Genomic DNA, 24,607 nt, shown 5'->3' on the forward strand with positions numbered 1-24,607 from the left:
ATGTCCCCACGGGCCCCGGGAGTCCCCGCCGGCATCGCGAGCGACGCGCTCGCGGCGCTGGTGGCACGCCTGCGCGACGCGGGCCTCACCCCCGACGTCGAGGAGCTCGCGGACGCCCTGTGGCTGGCCCGCCACCTGCCCGGCCCCGACCGGACGCGGGACCCCGCCGCCACCGGCCCCCACGCGCCCGCGCCCGCACCGGCGGACGGCGTGGAACCGGTGTCCGTGCGGGTGCGCCCGGACGGTCCGGTCACCGCCGACGGCCAGGAGCCCGACGGGGCGCGGCTGTTCACGCCCGCTCCCGGAACCGACGCCGGCGGCATCCGCACGGCCCCCGTCAGCGCGCCGGCGGCGCCGGTCCTGCCGGAACCGCTCGCCCTGCAACGCGGGTTACGCCCGCTCCAGCGCTACCGCGCCCCGGTGCGCCCCGTGCCGCGTACGCTCGACGAGCGCGCCACCGCCGAACGGGCCGCCGAGTCCGGGGTCGTGCTGCCCGTGCTGCGCACCGAGCGGAGCCGCGAGGCACGGCTGCTGCTCCTGATGGACGTCTCCACCTCCACGGTGGTCTGGCAGCAGGTGCTAGACGAACTGCGCCAGGTCTGTGAACGGGCCGGCGCCTTCCGCGAGGTCCGGGTGCAGTACCTGCACGAAGCCCCCGGCGGTCTGCCCGGTTACGCCGCAACCCCCGAACGTGTCCGCCCGCTGCACGCCCCCGAGCAGCTCAGCGACCCGACCGGACGGCGCCTGACCCTCGTCCTGAGCGACTGCGCGGGCCCCATGTGGCGCAGCGGCCGGATGCAGCGGCTGCTCCACCGCTGGGCCTCGACCGCGCCCGTGGCCGTGGTCCAGCCGCTGCCGCAGCGGATGTGGATGCGCACCCATCTCCCCGCCCGGCGCGGCCTGCTGCGCCGTCACGAAGGGCCCGCCGGAACGCTGGAGTTCCGGCCGGACAAGGGGCGCGTCGAGCGGGGCGCGCTGCCGGTCCCCGTGCTGGCCCTGCGCCGGGGCTCGGTGGAGGGCTGGGCCCGGCTGGTGTCGGGCACCACGGGACACTCGCTTTCCTCGGCGGCCGGCTGGGTGCACGCCGGGCACGCCGAGTCGCGCGCGCCGGTGCGGGCCGCCGAGGACGCCGGCGGCACCGACCGGGTGCGGAGGTTCTGGCGCGCCGCCTCCCCGGAGGCCCGCCGGCTCGCCGTGTACCTGTCGGCGGTGCCGCTGTACCTGCCCGTCATGCAGCTCGTCCAGCACGCCATGCTCCCGGGCAGCGGCCCCGAGGCGCTGTCCGAGGTGCTGCTCGGCGGGCTGCTCGGACGCCGCGAGGACGCGGACGACCCGCGCGCCGTCCGCTACGACTTCCTGCCGGGGGTGGCGAGCGAGCTGCGGTCCCGGCTGACCCTGGAGGAGGCCCAGCTCCTGTTCAAGCACTGCTCCGAGTACGTGGACCGGAGGTTCGGGCGCAGCGCCCGCAACTTCCCGGCGCTGGCCGGGGCGTTCCTGCGGGGCGCGGTGGACCCGCACGTACCCGGTCCGCCCGTCGGCCCGGTGGAGGACGAACCGGCCGGACTGCGCGCCTTCGCCGAGGTCTCGGCCGACGTGCTGCGGGACCTCGGCGCCCGCATCCCGGCGGCCCCGGGGCGGCCCGAGCTCTCCGCCGGAGAACTCCTCGGCAAGGGCAAGGAGGCCATGGCCCGGTTCGAGGGGGAGGGCCTGACCCGCGCCCTCGACGCCGCCGTGCGGTACCTGCAACAGGCGCTGGCGGTCTCGGCGCCGGACCCGGAGCGGCTGTCCGCCGCCGAGGAGCTGGCCAACGCCCTGCTGGTGCGCTGGCGGGTGCGGCGGGTCGGGGACGATCTGCGCGACGCCTGGGAGGTGATCCGCGACCCCGACCGGTTCGGGGCCCGCGGAAGCCTCACCCGCGGACTGGTCTGCTGGGCACTCGCCCGTGAACTGAGCGGCCGCGCCGTCGACTTCGAGGGCGTGCCCGACGCGCTGCGGATCTGGGCGCGCGGGGCGGCGGACGGCCGGTACCGCGCCGAGGAGTACGCCCGCGCCGTGCTGCTGTACGTGGCCGACCGCGACCTCTCCCTGGCGATGCGGGGCGCGGGCTCCTGCCCCGCGGGACTCAACGGCCCGCGGACCGCCGCGGCGGCGCTGCCCCATGTGCGCCGGGCCGTCGCGGAGGCGGGCGTGGACCACCCCGGGGCCCGCGGGCCCTACCGGGCGCGGGACGCCGAGCAGTGGTACCTGACGCACCTGCACCGTGCCGTCGACGCCGCCGACGTACGGCTGGCGTTCCCGAGCCGGGAGCGCGCACAGATCGTACGGGGGCAGCTGCTGCTCGACCTGGCGCGGCAGTACGCGGGGGACGGGCGGGTGCCCACGACCCGGCCGCTGCCCGAGCGGGCCGCCGAACTGGCCCTGCGCGCCATGGACGACTTCCAGGGCGCGGCACGCGGCAAGCGCGTCCTGTCGGACGAGGAGCGCTGCCGGACCTGGCTGGCGGTGGCGTCGGCCACCGAGGTCGCCCGGCCCGCCGACGAGAGCCGGGAGCGGCAGACGCTGTACGCCGTGGACCAGGCGCTGCGGGCGGCCGGCGAGGACCTGGCGCTGCGGCGCGAGTGCTACGCGCGCTCCGCGCGGCTCTACCGGGCCGCCTACCGGCGGACCCGTGACCCCGTCCGGCTGGACCACGCCGTCGAGGCGTGGGCGCAGGCCGAACGGCTGCTGGACGCCGACGACCCCGACCGGAGCGATCTGCTGTTCGAGTACGGCACGGCGCTGATGGACCGGGGCAGGGCGAGGAAGTCCGCCGAGGACGCCGCCCGGGCCGTCTCCGTACTGCGCACCGCCCTCCAGGACACCCCGCCCGGCCACTCGGGCCTCGCCGGCCGCTGGTCCGGCCTGGGGCAGGCCCACTACCGGCGCTACGACATCAAGCGGGTGCTGTCCGACCTGTACGAGGCCGAGTGGACGATCGGCGAGGCCGTGCGCAGCTCCGAGGAGCCCGCGTTCCTCGCGGACCACTGGCGGCTGCGCGCCTCGATACTGGCGCTCCTGCACCACCGCACGGACACCCTCACGCATCTGCACCGGGCCATCGAGGCGTACGGACGCGCCGCCGAGCACGCCGAGGAGGCGGGCCTGGACGACGTACTGGCCGAGGCCCGACGGCAGCGCTCCCGGCTCGCCCAGCGGCTCGGAGGCAGCCTTCGTGCCGCGGGACCCGAGGCGTCCCGGTGACCGCAAGGGCCCGGCCCCGAGTTCTGGGAACTCGGGGCCGGGCCCTTGTGCCGATCGGTGCTCAGCGGCTCACGCCTCGAACACCTCGCGCACCAGCTGCTCCTGCTCCGCCTGGTGCCGCTTCGCGGAACCGACCGCGGGGGACGAGCCGTGCGGCCGCGAGATGCGGCGCAGGCGCTCGCCGTGCGGGACGTCCGCGCCGACCGCCAGGTCCAGGTGGTCGATCAGGTTGAGCGCGATGAACGGCCAGGCACCCTGGTTCGCCGGCTCCTCCTGGGCCCACAGGTACTTCTCGGCGTTCGGGTACTTCTTGATCTCCGCCTGGAGCTCGGCACCCGGCAGCGGGTACAGCCGTTCGATGCGGATGATCGCCGTGTCCGTGACGCCGCGCTTGACCCGCTCGGCCTCCAGGTCGTAGTAGACCTTGCCCGCGCAGAAGACCACCTTCTTCACCGCGGCCGGGTCCACCGACTCGTCGCCGATGACCGGACGGAAGCCGCCCGTGGTGAACTCCTCCGCCTTCGCCGCGGCCGCCTTCAGGCGCAGCATCGACTTCGGCGTGAAGACGACCAGCGGCTTGTGGTGCGGGTTGTGCACCTGCCACCGCAGGAGGTGGAAGTAGTTCGACGGGGACGTGGGCATCGCCACGGTCATGTTGTTCTGGGCGCAGAGCTGGAGGAAGCGCTCCGGGCGGGCGGACGAGTGGTCCGGGCCCTGGCCCTCGTAGCCGTGGGGGAGGAGCAGCGTCACCCCGCTGGTCTGGCCCCACTTCTGCTCCGCCGACGAGATGAACTCGTCCACGACCGTCTGCGCACCGTTGACGAAGTCACCGAACTGAGCCTCCCACAGCACGAGTGCGTCGGGGCGGGCCAGCGAGTAGCCGTACTCGAAGCCCATCGCCGCGTACTCGGACAGCAGGGAGTTGTAGACGTTCAGGCGTGCCTGGTCCTCCGACAGGTACTGCAGCGGCGTGTACTCCTCGCCGGTGCTGCGGTCGATGATGACCGCGTGCCGCTGGCCGAAGGTGCCGCGCTGGGAGTCCTGGCCCGCGAGGCGGACCGGGACGCCCTCCAGGAGCAGCGAACCGAAGGCGAGGGTCTCGCCCATGCCCCAGTCGATCGTGCCGTCCTCGACCATCGACGCCCGGCGCTGCAGCTGCGGCAGCAGACGCGGGTGGACGGTGATGTGGTCGGGGATGTTGACCTGGGACTCGGCGATCCGCTTGACGATCTCCGAGGAGACGGCGGTGTTCACGGCGACCGGGAACTCCGGCTGCGCGTCCGGGGTCTGGACCGTCGCCGGCTGCGAGGTGGCCTCGCGGACCTCGGTGAAGACCTTCTCCAGCTGGCCCTGGTAGTCCTGGAGGGCCTGCTCGGCCTCTTCCAGGGTGATGTCGCCGCGACCGATCAGGGACTCGGTGTAGAGCTTGCGCACCGAGCGCTTCTTGTCGATCAGGTCGTACATCAGCGGCTGGGTGAAGGCCGGGTTGTCCGACTCGTTGTGACCGCGGCGGCGGTAGCAGATGAGGTCGATCACCACGTCCTTGTTGAACGCCTGGCGGAACTCGAAGGCGAGCCGCGCGACGCGGACCACGGCCTCCGGATCGTCGCCGTTCACGTGGAAGATCGGGGCCTCGATCATGCGGGCCACGTCGGTGGCGTACATCGAGGAGCGCGAGGACTCGGGCGCCGCGGTGAAGCCGACCTGGTTGTTGATGACCACGTGGACCGTGCCGCCGGTGCGGTAGCCGCGCAGTTGCGACATGTTCAGGGTCTCGGCCACCACGCCCTGGCCCGCGAAGGCCGCGTCGCCGTGGATCGCGACCGGCAGGACCGTGAAGTCCGTGCCGCCCTTGTTGATGATGTCCTGCTTGGCGCGGGCGATGCCCTCCAGGACCGGGTCGACCGCCTCCAGGTGCGAGGGGTTCGCGGCCAGCGAGACCGTGATCTGCTCGCCGTCCAGGCCCGTGAAGGTGCCCTGGGCGCCCAGGTGGTACTTCACGTCGCCGGAGCCGTGCATGGACTTCGGGTCGAGGTTGCCCTCGAACTCACGGAAGATCTGCGCGTACGACTTGCCGACGATGTTGGCCAGCACGTTCAGCCGGCCGCGGTGGGCCATGCCGATGACGACCTCGTCCAGGCGGGACTCGGCCGCGCTGTCGATGACCGCGTCCAGCAGCGGGATGACCGACTCGCCGCCCTCCAGCGAGAAGCGCTTCTGGCCGACGTACTTCGTCTGCAGGAACGTCTCGAAGGCCTCGGCCGCGTTCAGGCGGCGCAGGATGCGCAGCTGCTCCTCGCGCTCCGGCTTGGTGTGCGGGCGCTCGATGCGGTCCTGGATCCACTTGCGCTGCTTGGGGTCCTGGATGTGCATGAACTCGATGCCGGTGGTGCGGCAGTACGAGTCGCGCAGCACGCCGAGGATGTCGCGCAGCTTCATCAGGGACTTGCCCGAGAAGCCGCCGACCGCGAACTCGCGCTCCAGGTCCCACAGGGTGAGGCCGTGCTCGGTGATGTCCAGGTCGGGGTGCTTGCGCTGGCGGTACTCCAGCGGGTCGGTGTCGGCCATCACGTGGCCGCGGACCCGGTAGGAGTGGATCAGCTCGAAGACACGCGCGGCCTTGGTGACGTCGTCGTCGTGGCTGGCGTCGATGTCCTTGAGCCAGCGGACCGGCTCGTAGGGGATGCGCAGCGCCTCGAAGATGTCGTCGTAGAAGCCGTTCTCGCCGAGCAGCAGGTTGGCGACCTGGCGCAGGAACTCGCCGGAGGCGGCGCCCTGGATCACCCGGTGGTCGTAGGTCGACGTGAGCGTCATGACCTTCGAGATGCCGAGCTTGTTCAGGGTGTCCTGGGAGGTGCCCTGGAACTCCGCCGGGTAGTCCATGGAGCCGACGCCCATGATCACCGACTGGCCGGGCATCAGGCGCGGGACCGAGTGGACGGTGCCGAGGCCACCGGGGTTGGTCAGGGAGACCGTCACGCCGGTGAAGTCGTCCATCGTCAGCTTGCCGTCGCGGGCGCGGCGGACGATGTCCTCGTAGGCCTGCCAGAACTCGAAGAAGTTCAGCGTCTCGGCCTTCTTGATCGCCGCGACGACCAGCTGGCGGTCGCCGTTCGGCTTGACCAGGTCGATGGCGAGGCCGAGGTTGACGTGCGCCGGCTTGACGAGGGTCGGCTTGCCGTCCTTCTCGCCGAACGAGTGGTTCATCGCCGGCATGGCCTTGATGGCCTGCACCATCGCGTAGCCGATCAGGTGCGTGAAGGAGATCTTCCCGCCCCGGGCGCGCTTGAGGTGGTTGTTGATGACGATGCGGTTGTCGAAGAGCAGCTTCACCGGGACCGCGCGGACCGAGGTGGCCGTCGGCAGCTCCAGCGAGGCGTTCATGTTCTTCACGACGGCGGCGGCCGGGCCGCGCAGCGTGACCAGCTCGGGGCCCTCCGGGGCCGCGGCGGCCGGCTCGGCGGCCTTGGCCTTCGGCTGCTGCGGCTTGGCGGCGGCCGGGGCGGGAGCCGGGGCCGGGGCGGGAGCCGGGGCCTTGGGCTGCGCGGGAGCCTGGGCCGGCGCGGGAGCGGCGGCGGCGGGCCGCGGTGCCGCGGGGGCCGCGGGCGCGGCCGGGGCCGCCGCGGCGGGCGCCTGAGCCGTCTGAGCCGTGGTGGTCTCCGCGGCCGCGGGGGCCGCCTGCGCCGGGGTGGTGGCAGCCGCCCCCGGCTTGTAGTCGGCGAAGAAGTCCCACCAGGCACGGTCTACCGAATTCGGGTCCTGGAGGTACTGCTGATAGATCTCGTCGACGAGCCACTCGTTCGGACCGAACGCGGCAGCGGGGTTCTTGCCCGCTTGGTCTGCGTCGGTCGAGATGCTCGATGCGTTACTGGGGGACTGTGGCGACACGGCGGCAACCGCCCTCTTCCGCTTCACAAGGTGATGGACAGCGGGAATCAAGGCTACGCCTCCATGACCGGGAAGGTCAGGCCAGGTCGGTTCAACGTCGCGCAAGTCACATCGAAGGGCGTGTTTCGGGGGTGGGAATGGCGGGAAACAAGCGTGGTTCCGTTGCGAAAGGGGTGCGACGACCTGGGCCCGGCACCCCTGGGGCGCGGGCCTCTGCCTGATCACACGTGTCTCCCTGAGCGGGCGCCCGTGGATCTTGTGGCTCCGCTTCGAACTTTACGTCAACTTGGCAGAGAAGGCGCGCCCGGAAGGGTGATCAGAATCCGGCAACCCCGCTCGGATTCGGCCACTCCGATCCTGCCGCCGTGCAGATCCACCGCCCAGCGGGCGATGGCGAGGCCCAGCCCGGTGCCGCCGTCGCTGCCGGGGCCGTGCGGCCGGCTGACCGTTCCCCGGTTGAAGCGCTCGAAGACCCGGTGCCACTCGGAGCGCGGGATGCCCGGACCCTCGTCGAGCACCTCCAGCTCCAGCGACTCCGGCAGCGCGCCGCGCCGCGCCCGCACCGTCACCCGGCCGTGCGGCGGGCTGTGCTTGACCGCGTTGTCGATCAGGTTGACGACGACCTGGTGGATCCGCTCCGGGTCGGCGTGCGCGGTCAGCTCCGGCGGGGACACGTCGAGGTGCAGATGGACGTCCGTACGGGTGTGGCTGCCCGAGCCGGAGGCCATGCCCGCGCGCGCGGAGGCGACCATGTTGGCCTCCTTCAGCACCCCGGACAGATACGGCCACACCTCGAAGCGCCGCTGCTTGAGCGGTACGACGCCGTTGTCCAGCCGGGACAGGTCGAGCAGCGTCTCGACGAGCCGCCCGAGCCGCTCGGTCTGCTTCAGGGCGGTGCGCATGGTCTCGGGGTCGGCCCGGGTGACGCCGTCCACGATGTTCTCCAGCACGGCGCGCAGCCCCGCGATCGGGGTCCGCAGCTCGTGGGAGACGTTGGCCACCAGCTCCTTGCGCTGGCGGTCCTCGGCCTCCAGGTCGTCGGCCATGCGGTTGATGGTGACGGCCAGGTCGCCCAGCTCGTCCCAGCGGTTCTCGCGCACCCGGCGGGTGTAGTCGCCGTGCGAGATCGAGCGGGCGACGGCGTTCATCTCGTCCAGCGGCGAGGTCAGCGAGTGCGCCACGAACTGCGTTATCAGCAGGGTGGCGATCATCGAGAACACCGTGATGAAGCGCAGCTCCGTCTCGGTGCGCAGGGCGATCATCATCAGACCGGTGGTGATCAGCACCGAGATGACGACCAGGGCGCCCAGTTTTGTCTTGATCGAGAACGGGCGTACGCCGCCCCAGGGCTCCCCGGGGCTCCTCCGTGCGGCCGGCCGCCCCTCGCTCATGGCGTCGGTGTCTCCAGCGCGTAGCCCACGCCGTGCACCGTGCGGATCCGCTCGGCGCCGATCTTCCGGCGCAGCGCCTTGATGTGGCTGTCGACGGTCCGGGTGCCGGAGGCGTCCGCCCAGTCCCACACCTCGGCCAGCAACTGCTCACGGGAGAGCACCGCGCGGGGGGTGTTCGCCAGGCAGACGAGCAGGTCGAACTCGGTGGGCGTGAGGTGGACGTCCTCGCTGCGCACCCGCACCCGGCGCTGTGCGTGGTCGATCTCCAGCTCGCCGAGGCGCAGGATGCCGCTGCGCGGCGTGGCGGCCGCGACCGCGGCACGCTCCACCCGGCGCAGCAGCACGTGCACGCGCGCGGCCAGCTCGCGCATGGAGAAGGGCTTCGTCATGTAGTCGTCGGCGCCGACGCCGAGACCCACCAGCATGTCGGTCTCGTCGTCGCGCGCGGTGAGCATCAGCACCGGCACCGGCCGCTGGGCCTGCACGCGACGGCAGACCTCCAGACCGTCGAAGCCCGGCAGCATGATGTCGAGGATCAGCAGATCGGGCTGCCAGGCCTCGGCCGTGTCGACGGCGGCCGGGCCGTCACCGGCGGTCTGCACGAGGAATCCCTCGGCGCGCAGGCGGGCCGCGATGGCGTCGACGATCGTCGGGTCGTCCTCGACCACCAGCACCCGGCGCTGTGCGCCCGGCGTGGCCGCCGCCGTGCCGTTCTGGGAGGTGTGTGTCTGCTCCATCGCCCGCCCCTGAAGTGTGCTTTCCGGAATCCGTGGGGTGATCCCATGACTGCGATTGACGCTTGAATGATCGGCGTCAGGCAAGCAGAGTACGGGGAGTCACCGCAGCTCGGCTATTCCGGTCGGACGCCGAGGTGCACGACGTCGGGAACGCCCCGGGCAACCGGGATCTCTTCGGTACGCACATGCCGGAAACCGGCATTCCGCAAGGTTCCTTCAAATTCCGGGGAGGGTTTCGCCGACCATACGGCGAGTACCCCACCGGGTCCCAACACCCGTGCGCAGCCTGCGAGTCCGGCCGTCGAGTAGAGCCCCGAGTTGGCTTCCGTGACGGTCCAGTCGGGTCCGTTGTCGATGTCCAGGCACAGTGCGTCGAACGTGTCGGAAGTCTCATTGACGTAGGCGATCAGATCCGCTTCGACGATCCGGGTGCGGGGATCGTCCAGCGCTTTGCCCGAAACGGTGGAAAGAGGTCCCGTGCGGTGCCAGTCGATGACCGCGCGCTCCCGCTCGACCACCGTGATCCGACCCCAGCGCGGGTTGCCCGCGGCATGTGCGAGCGAGAATCCGACGCCGAGGCCGCCGATCAGCACCCGCGGGCCGGGGCGGTGGTCGAGGGCGTCGAGCGCCGCGTCGACCAGCAGCCGTTCCGAGCGGCCGTCGGACGTGTCCATCAGGAAGCAGCCGTTGGCGATGATCTGGAGCAGCGCCCCGTGGCGCCGCAGTACGACCTCGCCGTACGGGCCCTCACGACGGTCCAGGACTTCGGGGATGTCGTAGCTGGTGGGCATCGGCCCATCCTGGCACTTCTCTGACGGGTTGTTGACGAAACGGCGGAGGCCTCGTGAACGGGGGGGGGGGGGGCCGCGAGGAGCCCCGACCTCGATCGCTCACAGCGAACGCGTCCGGGGGAACAATGCGCCCCGGCCAAGCATTGAGTCGGCATAGCTCAACTTGACTGCCGAAGGGGAGATCATGGCATCGACGTCCACACCGCTCACTCTGCCCGTGCTGCCGCTCGACGGCGAGGTCGTCCTGCCCGGCATGGTGGTCCCGCTGGACCTGAGCGACGCAGATGTCCGGGCGGCGGTGGAGGCCGCTCAGGCGGCTGCCCGTGCCACGCCCGGCAAGCCCAAGGTACTGCTGGTGCCGCGCAACGACGGCAGCTACGCGAGCACGGGCGTGCTCGGCACGGTCGAGCAGGTCGGCCGGCTCGCCGACGGTGACCCGGGTGCCCTGATCAGGGGCCGCAGCCGGGTGCGGATCGGGGCCGGGACGACCGGGCCGGGAGCGGCCCTGTGGGTCGAGGGGACCGCCCTCGACGAGAACGTGCCGGACCCGTTGCCCGGACATGTGACGGAACTGGTCAAGGAGTACAAGGCCCTGGCTTCCGCCTGGCTGAAGAAGCGGGGTGCCTGGCAGGTCGTCGACCGGGTGCAGGCCATCGACGACGTGTCCGCCCTGGCCGACAACTCCGGCTACTCGCCCTTCCTGAGCCTCGACCAGAAGATCGAGCTGCTGGAGACCGCCGACCCGGTCGCGCGCCTCAAGCTCGCCACCCAGCAGCTGCGCGACCACATCGCGGAGCAGGACGTCGCCGAGACGATCGCCAAGGACGTCCAGGAGGGCGTCGACAAGCAGCAGCGGGAGTTCCTGCTGCGGCGTCAGCTGGAGGCCGTGCGCAAGGAGCTGCGCGAGCTGAACGGCGAGCAGGAGGGCGAGGAGTCCGACGACTACCGGGCCCGGGTCGAGGCCGCCGAGCTGCCCGAGAAGGTGCGCGAGGCCGCGCTCAAGGAGGTCGACAAGCTGGAGCGGTCCTCCGACCAGTCGCCCGAGGGCTCCTGGATCCGCACCTGGCTCGACACCGTGCTCGAACTTCCGTGGAACGAGCGGACCGAGGACGCGTACGACATCCAGGGCGCGAAGGCCGTGCTCGACGCCGAGCACGCGGGCCTGGAGGACGTGAAGGAGCGGATCACCGAGTACCTGGCGGTGCGCAAGCGGCGTGCCGAGCGCGGACTCGGGGTCGTCGGCGGGCGGCGCGGCGGCGCCGTGCTGGCGCTGGTCGGGCCGCCCGGCGTCGGCAAGACCAGCCTCGGCGAGTCCGTGGCCCACGCCATGGGGCGGAAGTTCGTGCGGGTCGCCCTCGGCGGTGTGCGCGACGAGGCCGAGATCCGCGGTCACCGGCGTACCTACGTCGGCGCGCTGCCCGGCCGGATCGTCCGCGCAATCAAGGAGGCCGGGTCGATGAACCCGGTCGTGCTGCTCGACGAGATCGACAAGGTGGGCTCCGACTTCCGGGGCGACCCGGCCGCGGCGCTGCTGGAGGTCCTGGACCCCGCGCAGAACCACACCTTCCGCGACCACTACCTGGAGGTCGAGCTCGACCTGTCCGACGTCGTCTTCCTGGCCACCGCGAACGTGCTGGAGGCCATCCCGGAGGCCCTGCTCGACCGGATGGAGCTGGTCCGTCTCGACGGCTACACCGAGGACGAGAAGGTCGTCATCGCCCGCGACCACCTGGTGCCACGCCAGCTGGAGCGCGCCGGGCTGGAGAAGGACGAGGTGACCCTCGACGAGAGCGCGCTGCGCAAGCTGGCCGGCGAGTACACCCGCGAGGCGGGCGTGCGCAACCTGGAGCGGTCCGTCGCGAGGCTGCTGCGCAAGGTGGCGGCCCAGCACGAACTGGGCGAGCGGAAGCTGCCGTTCACCGTCACCGACGCGCACCTGCGCGACCTGATCGGCAGGCCGCACCACGTCCCCGAGTCCGCTCAGGACCCGGCGGAGCGGCGCACGGCGGTGCCGGGTGTCGCGACCGGTCTCGCGGTCACGGGCGCCGGTGGTGACGTGCTGTTCGTCGAGGCGTCGCTGGCCGACCCCGAGACGGGCGCCGCGGGTCTGACGCTGACCGGTCAACTGGGTGACGTGATGAAGGAGAGCGCGCAGATCGCCCTGTCCTTCCTGCGCAGCCACGGCGCCGAGCTGGAGCTGCCGGTCGCCGACCTCAAGGACCGGGGCGTGCACATCCACTTCCCGGCGGGCGCGGTGCCGAAGGACGGCCCGAGCGCGGGCATCACCATGACGACCGCGCTGGCCTCGCTGCTCTCCGGGCGTCTGGTCCGTACGGACGTGGCGATGACCGGCGAGGTCTCGCTGACCGGGCGGGTGCTGCCGATCGGCGGCGTGAAGCAGAAGCTGCTCGCCGCGCACCGGGCGGGGGTCACCACGGTGATCATCCCCAAGCGCAACGAGCCGGACCTGGACGACGTCCCGGCGGAGGTGCTGGACAAGCTCGACGTCCACGCCGTCACCGATGTCCGCCAGGTCCTGGAGCTGGCGCTGTCGCCGGCCACGAGCGAGGCGGCGCCGGAGGTTCCGGTCGCGGCGTGACGGACGCGACCGGTCGGGCGAGGCCCGGGTCCCGAAAGGGGCCCGGGCCTTCGTCGTACGAGGGGGACGGCGGGTGTACGCCCGGTGACCGTCGGGGGACCCGGGGGCTGCCGTCCGGCTGCGCCTGCGAAATACTGACGGAGCTGCGGTGATGACCGTCGGCGGCGGCAGGTTTCGCGACCAGGAAAACGGATCAGGGTGCTGACGTGCACGAGGGTGGAAACGACGGCAGACGGCACGGCGAGGCGCAAGCCGTGCGAAGTGGTGTGGACCACGAGTTCCTGGAGCTGGAGCGCGAACTGACGGTGTTCCTGCGGCGGGCCCGCGCGAACCAGGGCGAGATGGCCCGCGAGGTCCATCCCGACCTGGAGTCGGCGGCGTACGGGCTGCTGGTGCGGCTGGACGAGTGCGGCCGCCAGCGGGCCACCGACCTCGCCGCCTACATCGGGGTCGGCAAGGCCACCATGTCGCGTCAGCTGCGCGCCCTGGAGAACCTGGGCCTGGTGGCCCGCGAACCCGACCCGGCGGACGGCCGCGCCTGGCTGGTGCACCTCACCGAGGAGGGGCGCACCCGGGTACAACGTGTCCGCGAGGCCCGCCGCGCCCGCTACGTCAGCAAACTCGACCACTGGGACCGCCGGGAGGTCGCCGAACTCGCCCGCCTCCTCCACCAGCTGAACTCCGGCATGGAGAAGTAGGGCCCGCAGCGCCCCGCCGGGGGCATACGCGGGTGGAGCGAAGCCAAGTCGGTGCCCCTGACCGGGAGAAGCGGCGGAGCTGGATTGCCGACCGCGGCGGAGAGCAGCGGCGGAGCCCGGTCGCGACCGCGGCGGGGGAAGCGGCGAAGCCGGGTGGGCGACCGTGACCGGGAGAAGCGCGCGCCGGGTTGGCCGCGGAGCTGAGGACGTGAGGCGGCTGGGTCGGCGTGGGAGCCGGTAGGAGCCGCGGGGCGTCGGCTGCGCGGGCCGGGAAGCGCGGAGCGGGGGGCGGTGCCGTCGGCCGGGAGAAGTGGCGCGGCTGCGGTGGTCGCCGATCTGGGGAGAGCCACGAGGTCAGAAGCCGCAGTTGGGTGACGGCGCAGCCGGGAGGGGTGGCGCGGCCGGGTAGCGGCGACGTCGGCGGAAACCGTGGAGTCTGAGTAGCCCCGCCGAGTCGGGGTGCGGTGCGGCCGCCGAGGCGGCGGGCTCGGAGAAGCCGCGGGTTCGGGAGTAGCTGCGGAGCCGGAGTAGTCGTCGCGCAACCGGGGCAAGCGGCGTGGCCGGGAAGCGGAGCCGCTGAGTCGGAGGGGCGCGGAGGTGGGCTGGGACGTCGTAGAGCTCGGGGGCGGGGGAGGGCGTCAGAGTTCTGCGTAGAGCACGGTTGCGTCGTCGTGGGTCTTGCTGCGGCCCAGGTGCGTGCGCTCCTCGCGGTCTGCGGTCTCCAGTGCACGTACCCGGTCGACCAGGGCCTGGGCGCCCTGCTTGCGGACGAAGGTGAACAGGTCCGTCCAGTCGCCCTCCCGGAAGGTCTCCGTCCATCGGCTCGCGCCGTCCGTGAGCGCGGCCAGCGCCCGGACCCGGTCGCGCGGCAGCACCCCGGTGACCGCCCGCGCCGCGACCGAAGGGTCCGCGGCGGCGGTGAAGAAGCCGCCCTCCTTGTTGCGGACGGTCGCGTCGATCAGCGCGTCGGTGGCCAGGGTCGCCCGCGGCAGCCGGGCCAGGCGGTCGTCCAGGTACGCGGTGACCAGGCCGTCGGGGGACTCCACGAGGAGAGCGGAGTCGGAGAGGACCAGGTACTCGACGGTCCCCCGCGACCAGCGGGCGAGGACCACGGTTGCCTGCGGGGTGCGCGGGTGAGAAAGGTCACAGGTCCCTCGGTGCGCCTCGGCGGTACGCGCGATGGCGCGGGCCAGGGCCTCGGACAGCGGAACATCCGGGAGTGAAACGGTCAGTTCGGTCAGGGCCCCGCCCAGGCGCGCGGTGAACCAGTGAACGGAATGAAGACAGCCGGTACCGTCCCGCGGCGGAGTCACTCCGTCCAGCACCACGAGCGAACCGCCCTGTCCGCAGGCGGGTAGGCCGACACTGGCGAAGTCCTCGTTGGGGCGGGCCGGGTCACCCGGCAGGGAGAGAAGTTCCGTGCGCATCCGGCCAGTCTGCACGAGCCCTTCACAGCGTCCACCGAAGGGTGGCAAGGATCGCCGAATCCCCGCACCGCCGCAGGTCAGCCGCCGGATTTGGGTCGGAATGGCGGACTCGGGGAACGCGTGGCGGCGAATACTGCCAAAGCCCGCCGTCGACGTCCAACCGGCCCACCGCGCGGCCCCCTCGCAAGCGCCGGAGGAACTTGCCCGCCAACTCCCCTCCGATGTTCACTCCTTCGGGTGGCCGGTCAGGTGATGTGCGATGACCGACCACCGGCACTGGGAGGGTCGGGGACCGTACGTACCGGGTGGTGTGCACACCAGTTGACGGGGCGTCACCCGGACCCATGGGTACACGAGTCAGGAATGCGAGCACCGGTGCAGAAGACGCGGCCTCGGCGCACAGGCAAGCAGACGGCCTCCGAGGGGGGCGCGGAGCGCACCTCGGTCGGCAAGGGCCGTCGGACCCACGTGCGCAACCGGCTCATCGTGGCCGTGGCGGTCGTGGCCGCCGCCATCGCCGGCGCGGGCACCCCCTCGGTGATCGCCGCCTCGGGCCAGCTGAGCGACAGCCAGGACCTGGTGACCCTGGGCGGGCAGACACAGGACGCCCTCGCCCTCGCCCACTCCCTCGCGGACGAGCGGGACGAGGTCACCTCCTACATCGCGGCCGGCCGGCCCAAGGCCAAGGCGCCCTCGGAAGAGCGCAGCGCCCGGGTGGACCGCCAGGTCGAGGAGCTGCGCGCCAACACGGACACCCCGGCCGAGCTGCGCTCGGACCTGGACGGCATCGCCGGCGTGCGCAGGGCGGCGCTCACCGGCCGCAGCGGGCCTCTCGAAGCCCACGAGGCCTACTCCGCGGCCATCGCCGAACTCCACCGGCTCGCCGAGGACCTGGCCGAACAGCTGCCGCCCCGCGCGGGCTCCGGGGCCTACGCCCTCGCCGAGCTCGACACCGCCGTCCAGCAGGCCGCCGCCGCCCGGGGCCTGCTCCTGGCCGCCCTCAGCGTGCCCAGCAGCACCGAGTCGGTCTACGACCCCGTCACCGGCCTCACCACCGAGACCAGCGTCTCCTCCGAAGCCGACGGCAAGCAGCGCGCCGCCCTGACCGCCGCGGCCCAGCAGGCCCGGGTGCGTTCCGAGTCCGCGCTCGCCGACTTCCACGACACCGCCACCAAGGCCGCCCGCGGCACCTACGACTCCACGGTGACCGGCCCCGAGGTCAACTCCGCGGACAAGTACCTGGCCGACCTCACCGACCAGCCCACGCTCTCCGACGAGGACCTCGGCATCGGCGCCGACAAGCTGAACGCCGCTCTCACCGCCCGGATCGACCTGATGCGCGGCGTCGAGTCCTCTCTCTACGAGCGCCGCACCACCGCCCTGGAGCAACTGCGCGACGACGACGTCACCGCGCTGGAGATCCGCATCGCGATCCTCGGCGCCCTGATGCTGCTCGCCGTCGGTGTCGCCACCGGCATGGCCCGGGGCCTGACCCGCCCGCTCGCCGTGCTGCGCCTCGGCTCCGCCCGGCTGGCCGCCGCCGAGAACCCGGCCGCCGAGGAACCGGTCAAGTTCACCGGGCGCAACGACGAGTTCGCACAGGTCATCCGGTCCGTCAACGCCCTGCACGCGCACGCCGCCGGTCTGCACGAGCGGATCACCACCCTGGAGTCCGACCGCAAGCACCTGGTCGGCCAGCGGCAGAAGATGGCCGACGCCCGCGAGGGACTGCGCACCGAACTCGCCGACGCCGCGGCCCAGCTGGACCGGCTGCGCGACAGCATCGGCGGCACCTTCGTCAACCTCGCGCTGCGCACCCTGGGCCTGGTCGAGCGCCAGCTCGGCGTCATCGAGGGCCTGGAGGAGCGCGAGCAGGACCCCGAGCGGCTCGCCACCCTTTTCAAGCTCGACCACTTCGCCACCGTCATGCGCCGGCACAGCGAGAACCTCCTCGTGCTGGCCGGTACCGAGCACGTCCAGCAGCACGCCGGCCCGGTCCCGATGGTCGATGTCGTACGGGCCGCGGTGAGCGAGATCGAGCGGTACGAGCGGGTCCGGATCACCGCGCTGCCGCCGCACGCGCACATCGCCGGGTTCGCCGCGGACGACCTGTCCCACCTGCTGGCCGAACTCATGGAGAACGCCACCTCGTTCTCGCCGCCCGACGTGCCCGTCGAGGTCTCCGGCTGGCTGCTGGAGAACGGCGAGGTGATGCTCTCCGTGCAGGACGAGGGCATCGGCATGACCGAGGAGCGGATGACCCGGCTCAACGCCCGGCTCGCCGACTTCGACCCCGAGTCGCCGTACGACCAGGAGGGCTCGGACGGGCTCGGGCTCGGCCTCTACGTGGTCGCCCGGCTCGCCCACCGGCACGGGGTGCGCGTCCAGCTGCGCGAGCAGAAGCAGGGCGGTGTCGCCGCCGTCGTGGTCCTGCCGCAGTCGCTGTTCGCCGAGGCACCGGCCGTCGCCGTGCCGTCGCCCACGCCGGCCTCGCTCGCCGAGAGCGCCCAGGGCTTCTCGCTGCCGGGCGCCGACGCCGAGGCCAACTCCAACGTCCTGCACGGCCGCTCGGAGCACGGCGACCCGCTGGTGGCGCTGGCCGAGCGCACCGTACGGGCCAAGGAGCGGGCCGTCGACCGGGGGATTCCCGAGTCCCCTGCCGAGACCACGATGGAGCTTCTGCTCCCGGAACAGCCGAGCGAGTCCGCCGAGGACCGGGCCGCCGGTGAGGACCGGGGGACGACGTGGTCCGGGCCGGGCGCGCAGACCGAGCAGACCCCGCAGGCGCGGTCCGCACCGGCCCGCGAGTCCGGACAGGACCGGGAGGCGCCGACGGACCCGGCGGCCCGACCCCATCCCGCGACGGACCGGTCCGAGGAGTGGGCCTCGGGGGCCGGGTCCCGCCCGGAGCCCGTCCCCGGCGTGGACCGCCCGGCCGCTCCCGGCCCGGAGTCCGCCGGGCAGGAGCCCGACGCGCGTCCGCGACGGGGGGAGGCGCCGGACCAGGCCGCCGCCCCCCACGACCCCTACGCCATCGGCCCCGACAGCCACGAGCGCACCCCCGACGAGGGGGACGAGCCCGAGCGCGTCACCGACAAGGGGCTGCCCAAGCGCACGCCGAAGATCAACGCGCCCGCGGCGGCGCCCCGGCCCCGCAGCGGCTCCGTCGACGCCGACGCCCTGCGCCGCCGACTGGGCGGCTTCCGCCAGGGCGCCGCGGCCGGCCTGCGCGACGTCGAGGCCGAGATCGCCGGGCGGACGCGCGGAACGGAGACGTCCGGCCCGGCGCCGGAAGGGGCGCACGAGACCACGACCCGCGACGAGGCGGCGCCCGGCGCGCCCGCCCGCGACGCCACGCAGGCCGCGGAGTCCGCCCCAGCACACGTACATGCCGAAGGATCCACGGGGGGCACCGTCGAGGAGGCAAGCAGTTGACCGCGCCCAGTACGTTCGGACTGAGCAGTGAGGCCCGCAATCTGCACTGGCTGCTGACGAACCTGGTCGAGGAGGTGCCCGGCATCCAGTCCGTCGCGGTGGTCTCCTCGGACGGGCTGCTGCTGCTCTCCTCCGACGCCGTGAGGAACGCGGCCGCGCGTGAGGCGCGCGAGACCCGGCCCACCGGCCCCCGCGGTTCCGCCGCCGACCTCGCCACCGTCGTCTCCGGCATCGGCAGCCTCACCATCGGCGCGGCCAAGGTGCTGGAGTTCGGCTCGGTGAAGCACACCATGGTCGCGATGGAGGAGGGCAGCCTGTTCGTGATGTCGATCAGCGACGGTTCGCTGCTCGGCGTGCACGGTTCCGCGGACTGCGACATGAGCGTGGTGGCGTACCACATGGCCCTGTTCGTGGGCCGTGCCGGCCATGTCCTGACGCCCGAACTCCGCAGCGAACTGCGCAAGTCCCTGGAGTCCGAACCGACGGGGAGTGCCCGATGAGCAGTACGCCCGGTACGCCGAAGAAGCTCCCGGTGCGCGGCGGCGACCGCAAGTCCGCCCGCGTCCGCCCCTACTCCCTGACCGGTGGCCGTACCCGCTTCGGGCACGTGCTGCTGGTCGAGACCTTCGTGACGAGCACGGCCGCGCTGGAGGCGCCCGAGGAGCGCAGGGAACTGACGAACGGTTCCCTGCGGTCCACGGTCATGCCGGAAGTGCGGGCCATCGTCGAACTCTGCCGCCGGATGCGCACGGTGGCGGAGATCGCCGCGCTGCTGAAGATGCCGCTCGGCGTGGTCCGCGTGCTGCTCAGCGATCTCGCGGACCAGGGAAAGATCCGTGTGTACGGAACGGGTACCGGTCACGGCACGGGCCGCCCGGACCGCGCTCTGCTGGAAAGGGTGCTGAGTGGACTCCGTCGTCTCTGACGCCGCCCCGGGCGTCTCCCCCCTCGTCGAGCCCGACGAGAATCTCAAGTCCTGGCAGACGGACCGCACCCGCGCCCCCATCGCCACCAAGATCGTGGTGGCGGGCGGCTTCGGCGTCGGCAAGACCACGCTGGTCACCTCCGTCTCGGAGATCGAGCCGCTGCAGACCGAGGCGCTGATGACCGAGGCGAGTGAGGAGACCGACGACCTCACCGCCACGCCGGGCAAGGCGACCACCACGGTGGCCATGGACTTCGGCCGCATCACGCTCGACGACGACCTGGTGCTCTACCTGTTCGGCACGCCGGGCCAGCAGCGGTTCTGGTTCATGTGGGACGACCTGGTGCGCGGCGCGATCGGCGCGGTGGTGCTGGCCGACACCCGCAGGCTGAAGGACTGCTTCCCGGCGCTCGACTACTTCGAGAGCTGCGGACTGCCCTACGTCGTGGCGGTCAACCACTTCGACGGCAGTGAGCGGTTCGACGCGCAGGACGTGCGGGAGGCGTTGACGATCCCGGAGCACATACCTGTAATGATCATGGATGCGCGCCGCCGGATCTCCGCGATCGAGACCCTCCTGGCTCTCGTCGGCCACGCGCTCGACGAAACACCTGAGTAGACCGACCTAGGAGTCACCACCCGCATGCGGAAGATACTCGTCGTCGGAGCCGGTCAGTCCGGACTCCAGCTCGCCCTCGGACTCCAGTCGAACGGGTACGAGGTCACCCTGATGTCGAACCGGACGGCGGACGAGATCCGCACCGGCCGGGTCATGTCGACGCAGTGCATGTTCCACACGGCCCTGCAGCACGAGCGCGACCTGAAGCTGAACTTCTGGGAGTCCCAGGCCCCGAAGATCGAGGGACTCGGCGTCTCGGTGGCGGCCCCCGGCTCGTTCGACCCGGGACCCTCGCAGCGGGCGATCGACTGGGTGGGCAAGCTGGACGGGTACGCCCAGTCGGTGGACCAGCGGGTGAAGATGGCCGGCTGGATGGAGACGTTCGCACAGCGCGGCGGCCAGTTGGTCATCCACGGCGCGGCGGTCGGCGACCTCGACTACTTCTCCCGTACCTACGACCTCGTGCTGGTCTCGGCGGGCAAGGGCGAGCTGGTGCAGATGTTCGCCCGCGACCCGGAGCGCTCCCCGTACGCCGAGCCGCAGCGCGCCCTCGCGGTCGCCTACGTGCACGGCCTCGGCCCGCGCCCGGAGCACCCGGAGTTCGACGCGGTCCGCTGCAACCTGGTGCCGGGCGTCGGCGAGCTGTTCGTGATGCCGACGTTCACCACCTCCGGCCGCGCCGACATCCTCTTCTGGGAGGGCATACCCGGCGGCCCGCTGGACGCCTTCCACGGCGTCAAGGACCCCGCGGAGCACCTCTCCCTGACCCTGGAACTCATGGAGAAGTTCCTCCCCTGGGAGTACGCGCGGGCCACCAAGGTCGAACTGACCGACGCGAACGGCACCCTCGCGGGCCGTTACGCCCCCACCGTGCGCAACCCCGTCGGCAGGCTGCCCGGCGGCGGCCTGGTGCTCGGCGTCGCCGACGTCGTCGTCGCCAACGACCCGATCACCGGCCAGGGTTCCAACTCGGCGTCCAAGTGCGCCGCCTCGTACCTCGCCTCGATCACGGAGCACGGGGACAAGCCGTTCGACGAGGACTGGATGCGACAGGCCTTCGACCGCTACTGGGACACCGCCCAGCACGTCACCAAGTGGACCAACGCGATGCTGGCCCCGCCGCCGGAGCACATCCTCAACCTGATCGGCGCCGCCGGCCAGCTCCAGCCGGTCGCCGACCGCTTCGCCAACGGCTTCAACGACCCGGCCGACTTCGAGAACTTCTTCTACGAGCCGGACAAGACGGCGGCCTACCTGGCCGAGGTCGCCGGCGCCTGACCGGGCCCCGCGCCACAGGTCAAGTGACCGGCTGCGAGGTCCCGTCGGGCATCGCGCAGACGTAACCGGCGTAGGGGCGAGAGACGACCTGTCCGCCGGCGGCCGTGCATTCGTCCCGGGAGATGTCCGGAGACGAGGCGGCCCCGGCGCCGACAGCGCCGAAAGCGCTCACACCGACAAAAGTCGCCGCGGCCAGGGCGAGGCCGAGGATTCTTCGCGTGCGCATGACGTCCTCCTCTGAGGTGCGAGGCGAGGTCCGGCGCGGCGCCCGGCCGCCGCGCGGGGTCCTCTAGGGCCTGTCTGACAATTCGCGTCGTCGCCCGGAGGGCGGCCGGACGGCGTCAGGTGCGTGCTCTCGGAGTGCCGGGCCCTGACCCGCGTACTGGGCGTACTCGGGTCAGAGCCCGGTGCGCCGAGAGTGCGTGCATGGCGCCGTCCGGCAGACGGGAATTGTCAGACAGGCCCTAACGCGGTTCGTGGGCCGCGGCCCGGCAGGCACCGGTCGCGGCGCCGCCCGCCACTCCGGCCCCGGTCAGCCCGGTCACACAACCCTGCAGGTCTCCGACCACGCCACGGCCGCAGGCCGCGGTGACGGAGTCGGACGCGGTGGCACCGGCCAGTTCGGCCATGCGTGTGCAGGCGGGGATGTCCGCCTGGACCGCGGGAGCGGCGAGCACCGCACCGCCGAGCGTCAGCGTCAGGCCGGCGAGGGCACCGGCGATCCGGGTCGACGTGCGCATGGGACACACCTGCCTTCCGGGCTGGTCGCGCGCCCCTGACTCCAGCGTCGCATCCTTTCCCCCGCCCGTCCTGGGCACCCGGGGGCGGGACGTTCCGGACGGGTCCAACGCCGCCGCACCGCACAGGACTTCGTCCCGGAGCGCGGGTCACGTCACCGCCCTCGCACCCGACACCACCGTCACCCGAATGGCGCAGGGTGAGGTGCCGCCCGCATAATGAAAATCAGGGTGATTTGTGCCCCGACCGAGGCAATCCGCGAAAGGGGAAGCACATGCGCATTCGACGAATCCTCGCCGCCGTCATCGCCACGGCAGGCCTCGCCGGATTCGGCCTCACAGGCGCCGCCACCGCCCTCGCACAGGATGTTCCCTCCGTAGTCAGCCCTTCCGAGTGCAGGCAGGGCGGCGGAACTCCCGCGATCAACGAGGAGGGCAACTACTGCAGGGGCGGTACGGCGGACGGAGAGCAGATCGACTGAACCCGCCACGGCGCCCCGCGGCCAACGGCCGCGGGGCGCTTGCGCGCGAACGCGGTCGGGTTCTCTCCCTGCCGTGGCAGGTCACCGGCGCGGGGGCGTGGCCGGGGCGGGGGTGGGGCGCGGCGGGGGTGTCGCCGACGCGTAGCCGTCGTCCTTTCCGTCCAGTGCGCCCGCCGGAAGCCTCGGCGGTGTGTAGTGCCGCAGGGGCCTGCCGCGCGGGTCGGGGCGTACGGCGCCGAGGACCGGGTTGGCGGCGAGGGGGGAGACCTTGACCTTGGCGCCGGGGCGCGGCGCCTGGACGACCATGCCGTCGCCCAGATACATCGCCACGTGCGTGGCCTCGGGGAAGTACACGACCAGGTCGCCGGGCCGCAGTTGCTTCAGGGGAACGCGGTTCAGCTGTGCCCACTGCTCCTGGCTGGTGCGCGGGATCGGCGTCCCGGCGTCGGCCCAGGCCTGTGAGGTCAGCCCGGAGCAGTCGTAGGACCGGGGGCCCTCCGCGCCCCACTCGTACGGCTTGCCGAGCTGGCGCACCGCGTAGCGCACCGCGCGGTCGCCCTCCCTCGTCGGCACGTGGCGGTTGCGGGGGGCGCCTGCCGCCATGAACTTCTTCTGCGCCTCGGCGATCCCGTCCTTCTCCAGCTTCGCCACCGCGGTCAGCTGCTCGACGGTGAGCGAGGCCAGCAGCTTCTCCACCTCGCCGAGCCGCGCGCGCACCTCGTCGCGTTCCTTCTTCCGGCGCTCGGTGAGGGCGAGTTGCCGGTCCAGCGCCGCGCGCGCCCGGCGGGCCAGGCCGTTCGCCTTCCGCTCGCTGCCGGACAGCTCCTCGACCGTCTTGGCCCGCTCCCGCGCGAGCTGCCCGATCACGTGCCCCTGTTCGAGCGCGTGCTGCGGATCGCGGGCGAGCAGCAGACGGACGTACGGCGAGATGTCGCTGCGGCCCTGGTACTGCTGCCGGGCCAGGCGGCCCGCCGCGCCCTTGCTGGAGTGCAGGGCGAGCCGGGCGCGGGCCAGCTCCCCGTCCAGCCGCCGGGCCACGGCGCGCTGCTTCTTCAGCTGCTCCTCGGTGGCGTTGTAGGTCTCGGTCGCCTTCTCGGCCTCGCGGTACAGCCGCTGAAGGTCCGTCAGCAAAGTGGCGATCGTGCGCCCTTCGGGCGCGACCGGCCGGGGTGCGGCCGCCGCCGGTACGGCTGCGAGAACGGCGTGGGCCGCCACGGTCGCCGTACACACCAGGCGCAGTAGCCTTCCTGACACGTCATCACCTCCGATGCGGGGCAGCGGGTCCGCTCCGCTCCGTGAGCATGTGACGTGGGCGCGCGGTCCGCGCGCCGAAGGTCTGCGGGATGGCCTAAGGAGGTCACCCGTTCGCGTCGTCCGGCTTGCCTTCCGGCGTGGCGTCTGGCTTGTGCCACGGCCACCTGGCCCGGCCCCTGCCCTGGTCGCCTGCGGGGTCGTGGACGTACTTCCAGCGCCGGGTGAACCGGCCCTGGCCGCGGGGCTCGCGCCGGTACACGAGGACGGTGGCCGGACCGCCGCCCGGGTCCGGGACCGGGATGCGGTACGTCTTCGGCGGGTGCCCGGTGATGCCGAGCAGCACGGGCAGCGTCCGGCCGTCCATGGGCCCGCCCTCGAAGGGGGTCTCTTCGCTCTTCACGACACCAGTCTCAGTCATCCGCCGAGGCCAGCGCGGCCACGACCGCCGCCGTCCGCGGATCGCGGGTGGCGGTGACGGACAGGACGGCGACGAACTGGTCCACCAGCCAGTCCCGCAGTTCGTCGAGGGGCGGCTGCTTGTCCTCGTCGAGCCAGATGAGGGAGGCCGCCTCGACCGCGGTGATCCACATCCGGACGGTCATCCGCAGCCGGGGTCCTGGGTCCGTGACACCGAGGTGGCGCAGGATGTGCACGGCGGCGGCCCGCCGCACACCGTCCACGATGGCGGTGGTCCGCGAGGTCTCGACCACGCTGCCGCCCTGGAGCAGGGCGCTGAAGCCGGCGTCGTGCTGGTCGACGAAGGCGAGATAGCGGTCCAGGGCGCGGGACAGCCGGGGCAGCAGGGGCCCTTCGCGTGGCTCGTCGAAGCACAGCTGAAGTTCCTCGGCGGCGGAGCGCAGGGCGGCCTCGTACAACTGCTGCTTGCCGCCCGGGAAGTACCGGTACACCAGGGGGCGGGAGACCCCGGCCGCCTCCGCCACGTCGTCGAGGGAGACGTCCTCGGGGGCCCGGTGGGCGAAGAGGGTGAGTGCGGCGTCCAGCAGTTGGCTGCGGCGTTCCTCGACGCTGAGGCGGCGGTAGGCGGGGGTGGGCGCGGCGGGGGTCATACCGGGCAGGGTAGTCGGCCGGGTGCGGTCGCATCGCCG

General features: G+C 72.5%; 19 protein-coding genes. 9 read left to right on the forward strand and 10 right to left on the reverse strand.

Annotated features, from left to right (window positions below; genetic code table 11):
- The gene (locus ACZ7LV_RS24675; protein WP_471942216.1) at positions 1 to 3,240 is read left to right on the forward strand and encodes an SAV_2336 N-terminal domain-related protein; all 3,240 of its coding nucleotides are present in this window, start codon (positions 1 to 3) and stop codon (positions 3,238 to 3,240) included.
- A gap of 69 nt (positions 3,241 to 3,309) precedes the next feature.
- On the opposite strand, the gene ACZ7LV_RS24680 is transcribed toward ACZ7LV_RS24675, so the two are convergent.
- The 4 genes from ACZ7LV_RS24680 to ACZ7LV_RS24695 form a co-directional block, all read right to left on the reverse strand.
- Positions 3,310 to 7,128 carry a multifunctional oxoglutarate decarboxylase/oxoglutarate dehydrogenase thiamine pyrophosphate-binding subunit/dihydrolipoyllysine-residue succinyltransferase subunit gene (locus ACZ7LV_RS24680; protein ID WP_471942218.1) on the reverse strand — a complete coding sequence of 1,273 codons (3,819 nt, stop codon included), beginning with the start codon at positions 7,126 to 7,128 and terminating at the stop codon, positions 3,310 to 3,312.
- A 281-nt stretch (positions 7,129 to 7,409) separates the two neighbouring features.
- Positions 7,410 to 8,519: a HAMP domain-containing sensor histidine kinase gene (locus ACZ7LV_RS24685; RefSeq protein ID WP_471942220.1), complete on the reverse strand. Its 1,110-nt coding sequence runs from the start codon at positions 8,517 to 8,519 to the stop codon at positions 7,410 to 7,412.
- A complete protein-coding gene (locus ACZ7LV_RS24690) occupies positions 8,516 to 9,256 on the reverse strand; it encodes a response regulator transcription factor (RefSeq protein WP_401673233.1) in 741 nt (246 codons plus the stop codon). Before ACZ7LV_RS24690 ends, ACZ7LV_RS24685 begins: the two co-directional genes overlap by 4 nt.
- A gap of 113 nt (positions 9,257 to 9,369) precedes the next feature.
- A complete protein-coding gene (locus ACZ7LV_RS24695; protein ID WP_471942223.1) occupies positions 9,370 to 10,047 on the reverse strand; it encodes a spermine/spermidine synthase domain-containing protein in 678 nt (225 codons plus the stop codon).
- Positions 10,048 to 10,231: 184 nt separating this feature from the next.
- Between ACZ7LV_RS24695 and lon the strand changes: the two genes are divergently transcribed.
- Both lon and ACZ7LV_RS24705 read left to right on the forward strand, forming a co-directional pair.
- Positions 10,232 to 12,646: an endopeptidase La gene (lon, locus tag ACZ7LV_RS24700; RefSeq protein ID WP_471942227.1), complete on the forward strand. Its 2,415-nt coding sequence runs from the start codon at positions 10,232 to 10,234 to the stop codon at positions 12,644 to 12,646.
- A gap of 206 nt (positions 12,647 to 12,852) precedes the next feature.
- Positions 12,853 to 13,344: a MarR family winged helix-turn-helix transcriptional regulator gene (locus tag ACZ7LV_RS24705; protein ID WP_471942229.1), complete on the forward strand. Its 492-nt coding sequence runs from the start codon at positions 12,853 to 12,855 to the stop codon at positions 13,342 to 13,344.
- Between the two features lie 638 nt (positions 13,345 to 13,982).
- On the opposite strand, the gene ACZ7LV_RS24710 is transcribed toward ACZ7LV_RS24705, so the two are convergent.
- Positions 13,983 to 14,771, reverse strand: a complete 789-nt coding sequence (locus ACZ7LV_RS24710) for a protein phosphatase 2C domain-containing protein (RefSeq protein ID WP_471942231.1) — start codon at positions 14,769 to 14,771, stop codon at positions 13,983 to 13,985.
- Positions 14,772 to 15,134: 363 nt separating this feature from the next.
- On the opposite strand from ACZ7LV_RS24710, the gene ACZ7LV_RS24715 reads away from it, so the two are divergent.
- Genes ACZ7LV_RS24715 through ACZ7LV_RS24735 form a run of 5 tightly spaced genes read left to right on the forward strand, consistent with a single transcriptional unit; the run spans position 15,135 to position 21,028 of the window.
- Positions 15,135 to 18,206 carry a sensor histidine kinase gene (locus ACZ7LV_RS24715; protein WP_471942233.1) on the forward strand — a complete coding sequence of 1,024 codons (3,072 nt, stop codon included), beginning with the start codon at positions 15,135 to 15,137 and terminating at the stop codon, positions 18,204 to 18,206.
- The gene (locus ACZ7LV_RS24720) at positions 18,203 to 18,706 is read left to right on the forward strand and encodes a roadblock/LC7 domain-containing protein (RefSeq protein WP_471942234.1); all 504 of its coding nucleotides are present in this window, start codon (positions 18,203 to 18,205) and stop codon (positions 18,704 to 18,706) included. The genes ACZ7LV_RS24715 and ACZ7LV_RS24720 overlap by 4 nt, the downstream gene beginning before the upstream one ends.
- Positions 18,703 to 19,131 carry a DUF742 domain-containing protein gene (locus tag ACZ7LV_RS24725; protein ID WP_471942236.1) on the forward strand — a complete coding sequence of 143 codons (429 nt, stop codon included), beginning with the start codon at positions 18,703 to 18,705 and terminating at the stop codon, positions 19,129 to 19,131. Before ACZ7LV_RS24720 ends, ACZ7LV_RS24725 begins: the two co-directional genes overlap by 4 nt.
- On the forward strand, positions 19,112 to 19,750 hold the full coding sequence (locus ACZ7LV_RS24730; RefSeq protein WP_471942238.1) for a GTP-binding protein: 639 nt from the start codon (positions 19,112 to 19,114) through the stop codon (positions 19,748 to 19,750). The genes ACZ7LV_RS24725 and ACZ7LV_RS24730 overlap by 20 nt, the downstream gene beginning before the upstream one ends.
- A 24-nt stretch (positions 19,751 to 19,774) precedes the next feature.
- The gene (locus ACZ7LV_RS24735; protein WP_471942241.1) at positions 19,775 to 21,028 is read left to right on the forward strand and encodes a styrene monooxygenase/indole monooxygenase family protein; all 1,254 of its coding nucleotides are present in this window, start codon (positions 19,775 to 19,777) and stop codon (positions 21,026 to 21,028) included.
- 19 nt (positions 21,029 to 21,047) lie between these two features.
- Here ACZ7LV_RS24735 and ACZ7LV_RS24740 read toward each other — a convergent pair whose 3' ends face one another.
- Together ACZ7LV_RS24740 and ACZ7LV_RS24745 are read right to left on the reverse strand one after the other, a co-directional pair.
- Positions 21,048 to 21,254 carry a hypothetical protein gene (locus ACZ7LV_RS24740; RefSeq protein WP_471942244.1) on the reverse strand — a complete coding sequence of 69 codons (207 nt, stop codon included), beginning with the start codon at positions 21,252 to 21,254 and terminating at the stop codon, positions 21,048 to 21,050.
- Positions 21,255 to 21,492: 238 nt separating this feature from the next.
- Complete coding sequence (locus ACZ7LV_RS24745; protein ID WP_471942246.1) at positions 21,493 to 21,768, reverse strand: hypothetical protein; 276 nt, start codon at positions 21,766 to 21,768, stop codon at positions 21,493 to 21,495.
- A gap of 272 nt (positions 21,769 to 22,040) precedes the next feature.
- Here ACZ7LV_RS24745 and ACZ7LV_RS24750 point away from each other — a divergent pair, with 272 nt between their 5' ends.
- Complete coding sequence (locus tag ACZ7LV_RS24750; RefSeq protein ID WP_471942247.1) at positions 22,041 to 22,247, forward strand: hypothetical protein; 207 nt, start codon at positions 22,041 to 22,043, stop codon at positions 22,245 to 22,247.
- 81 nt (positions 22,248 to 22,328) lie between these two features.
- On the opposite strand, the gene ACZ7LV_RS24755 is transcribed toward ACZ7LV_RS24750, so the two are convergent.
- The 3 genes from ACZ7LV_RS24755 to ACZ7LV_RS24765 all read right to left on the reverse strand — a co-directional run bounded on the left by ACZ7LV_RS24755 (position 22,329) and on the right by ACZ7LV_RS24765 (position 24,568).
- Entirely contained in the window at positions 22,329 to 23,501 is a 1,173-nt protein-coding gene (locus tag ACZ7LV_RS24755; RefSeq protein ID WP_471942249.1) for a C40 family peptidase, read from the reverse strand.
- A gap of 103 nt (positions 23,502 to 23,604) precedes the next feature.
- On the reverse strand, positions 23,605 to 23,901 hold the full coding sequence (locus tag ACZ7LV_RS24760; RefSeq protein WP_471942251.1) for a hypothetical protein: 297 nt from the start codon (positions 23,899 to 23,901) through the stop codon (positions 23,605 to 23,607).
- Between the two features lie 10 nt (positions 23,902 to 23,911).
- Positions 23,912 to 24,568, reverse strand: coding sequence for a TetR/AcrR family transcriptional regulator (locus ACZ7LV_RS24765; RefSeq protein WP_471942252.1), 657 nt, complete (start codon positions 24,566 to 24,568; stop codon positions 23,912 to 23,914).
- Positions 24,569 to 24,607: the final 39 nt, after the last annotated feature.

It is taken from the genome of Streptomyces sp. NPDC107562, from assembly GCF_055657325.1.

Bases quoted from the DNA above. Each gene is read 5' to 3' on its own strand.
- ACZ7LV_RS24765 (WP_471942252.1), bottom strand. From the start codon at position 24,568: ATGACCCCCGCCGCGCCCACCCCCGCCTACCGCCGCCTCAGCGTCGAG.
- ACZ7LV_RS24710 (WP_471942231.1), bottom strand. From the start codon at position 14,771: ATGCGCACGGAACTTCTCTCCCTGCCGGGTGACCCGGCCCGCCCCAAC.
- lon (WP_471942227.1), top strand. From the start codon at position 10,232: ATGGCATCGACGTCCACACCGCTCACTCTGCCCGTGCTGCCGCTCGAC.
- ACZ7LV_RS24735 (WP_471942241.1), top strand. From the start codon at position 19,775: ATGCGGAAGATACTCGTCGTCGGAGCCGGTCAGTCCGGACTCCAGCTC.
- ACZ7LV_RS24695 (WP_471942223.1), bottom strand. From the start codon at position 10,047: ATGCCCACCAGCTACGACATCCCCGAAGTCCTGGACCGTCGTGAGGGC.
- ACZ7LV_RS24715 (WP_471942233.1), top strand. From the start codon at position 15,135: ATGCGAGCACCGGTGCAGAAGACGCGGCCTCGGCGCACAGGCAAGCAG.
- ACZ7LV_RS24725 (WP_471942236.1), top strand. From the start codon at position 18,703: ATGAGCAGTACGCCCGGTACGCCGAAGAAGCTCCCGGTGCGCGGCGGC.
- ACZ7LV_RS24750 (WP_471942247.1), top strand. From the start codon at position 22,041: ATGCGCATTCGACGAATCCTCGCCGCCGTCATCGCCACGGCAGGCCTC.
- ACZ7LV_RS24685 (WP_471942220.1), bottom strand. From the start codon at position 8,519: ATGAGCGAGGGGCGGCCGGCCGCACGGAGGAGCCCCGGGGAGCCCTGG.
- ACZ7LV_RS24690 (WP_401673233.1), bottom strand. From the start codon at position 9,256: ATGGAGCAGACACACACCTCCCAGAACGGCACGGCGGCGGCCACGCCG.
- ACZ7LV_RS24675 (WP_471942216.1), top strand. From the start codon at position 1: ATGTCCCCACGGGCCCCGGGAGTCCCCGCCGGCATCGCGAGCGACGCG.
- ACZ7LV_RS24745 (WP_471942246.1), bottom strand. From the start codon at position 21,768: ATGCGCACGTCGACCCGGATCGCCGGTGCCCTCGCCGGCCTGACGCTG.
- ACZ7LV_RS24740 (WP_471942244.1), bottom strand. From the start codon at position 21,254: ATGCGCACGCGAAGAATCCTCGGCCTCGCCCTGGCCGCGGCGACTTTT.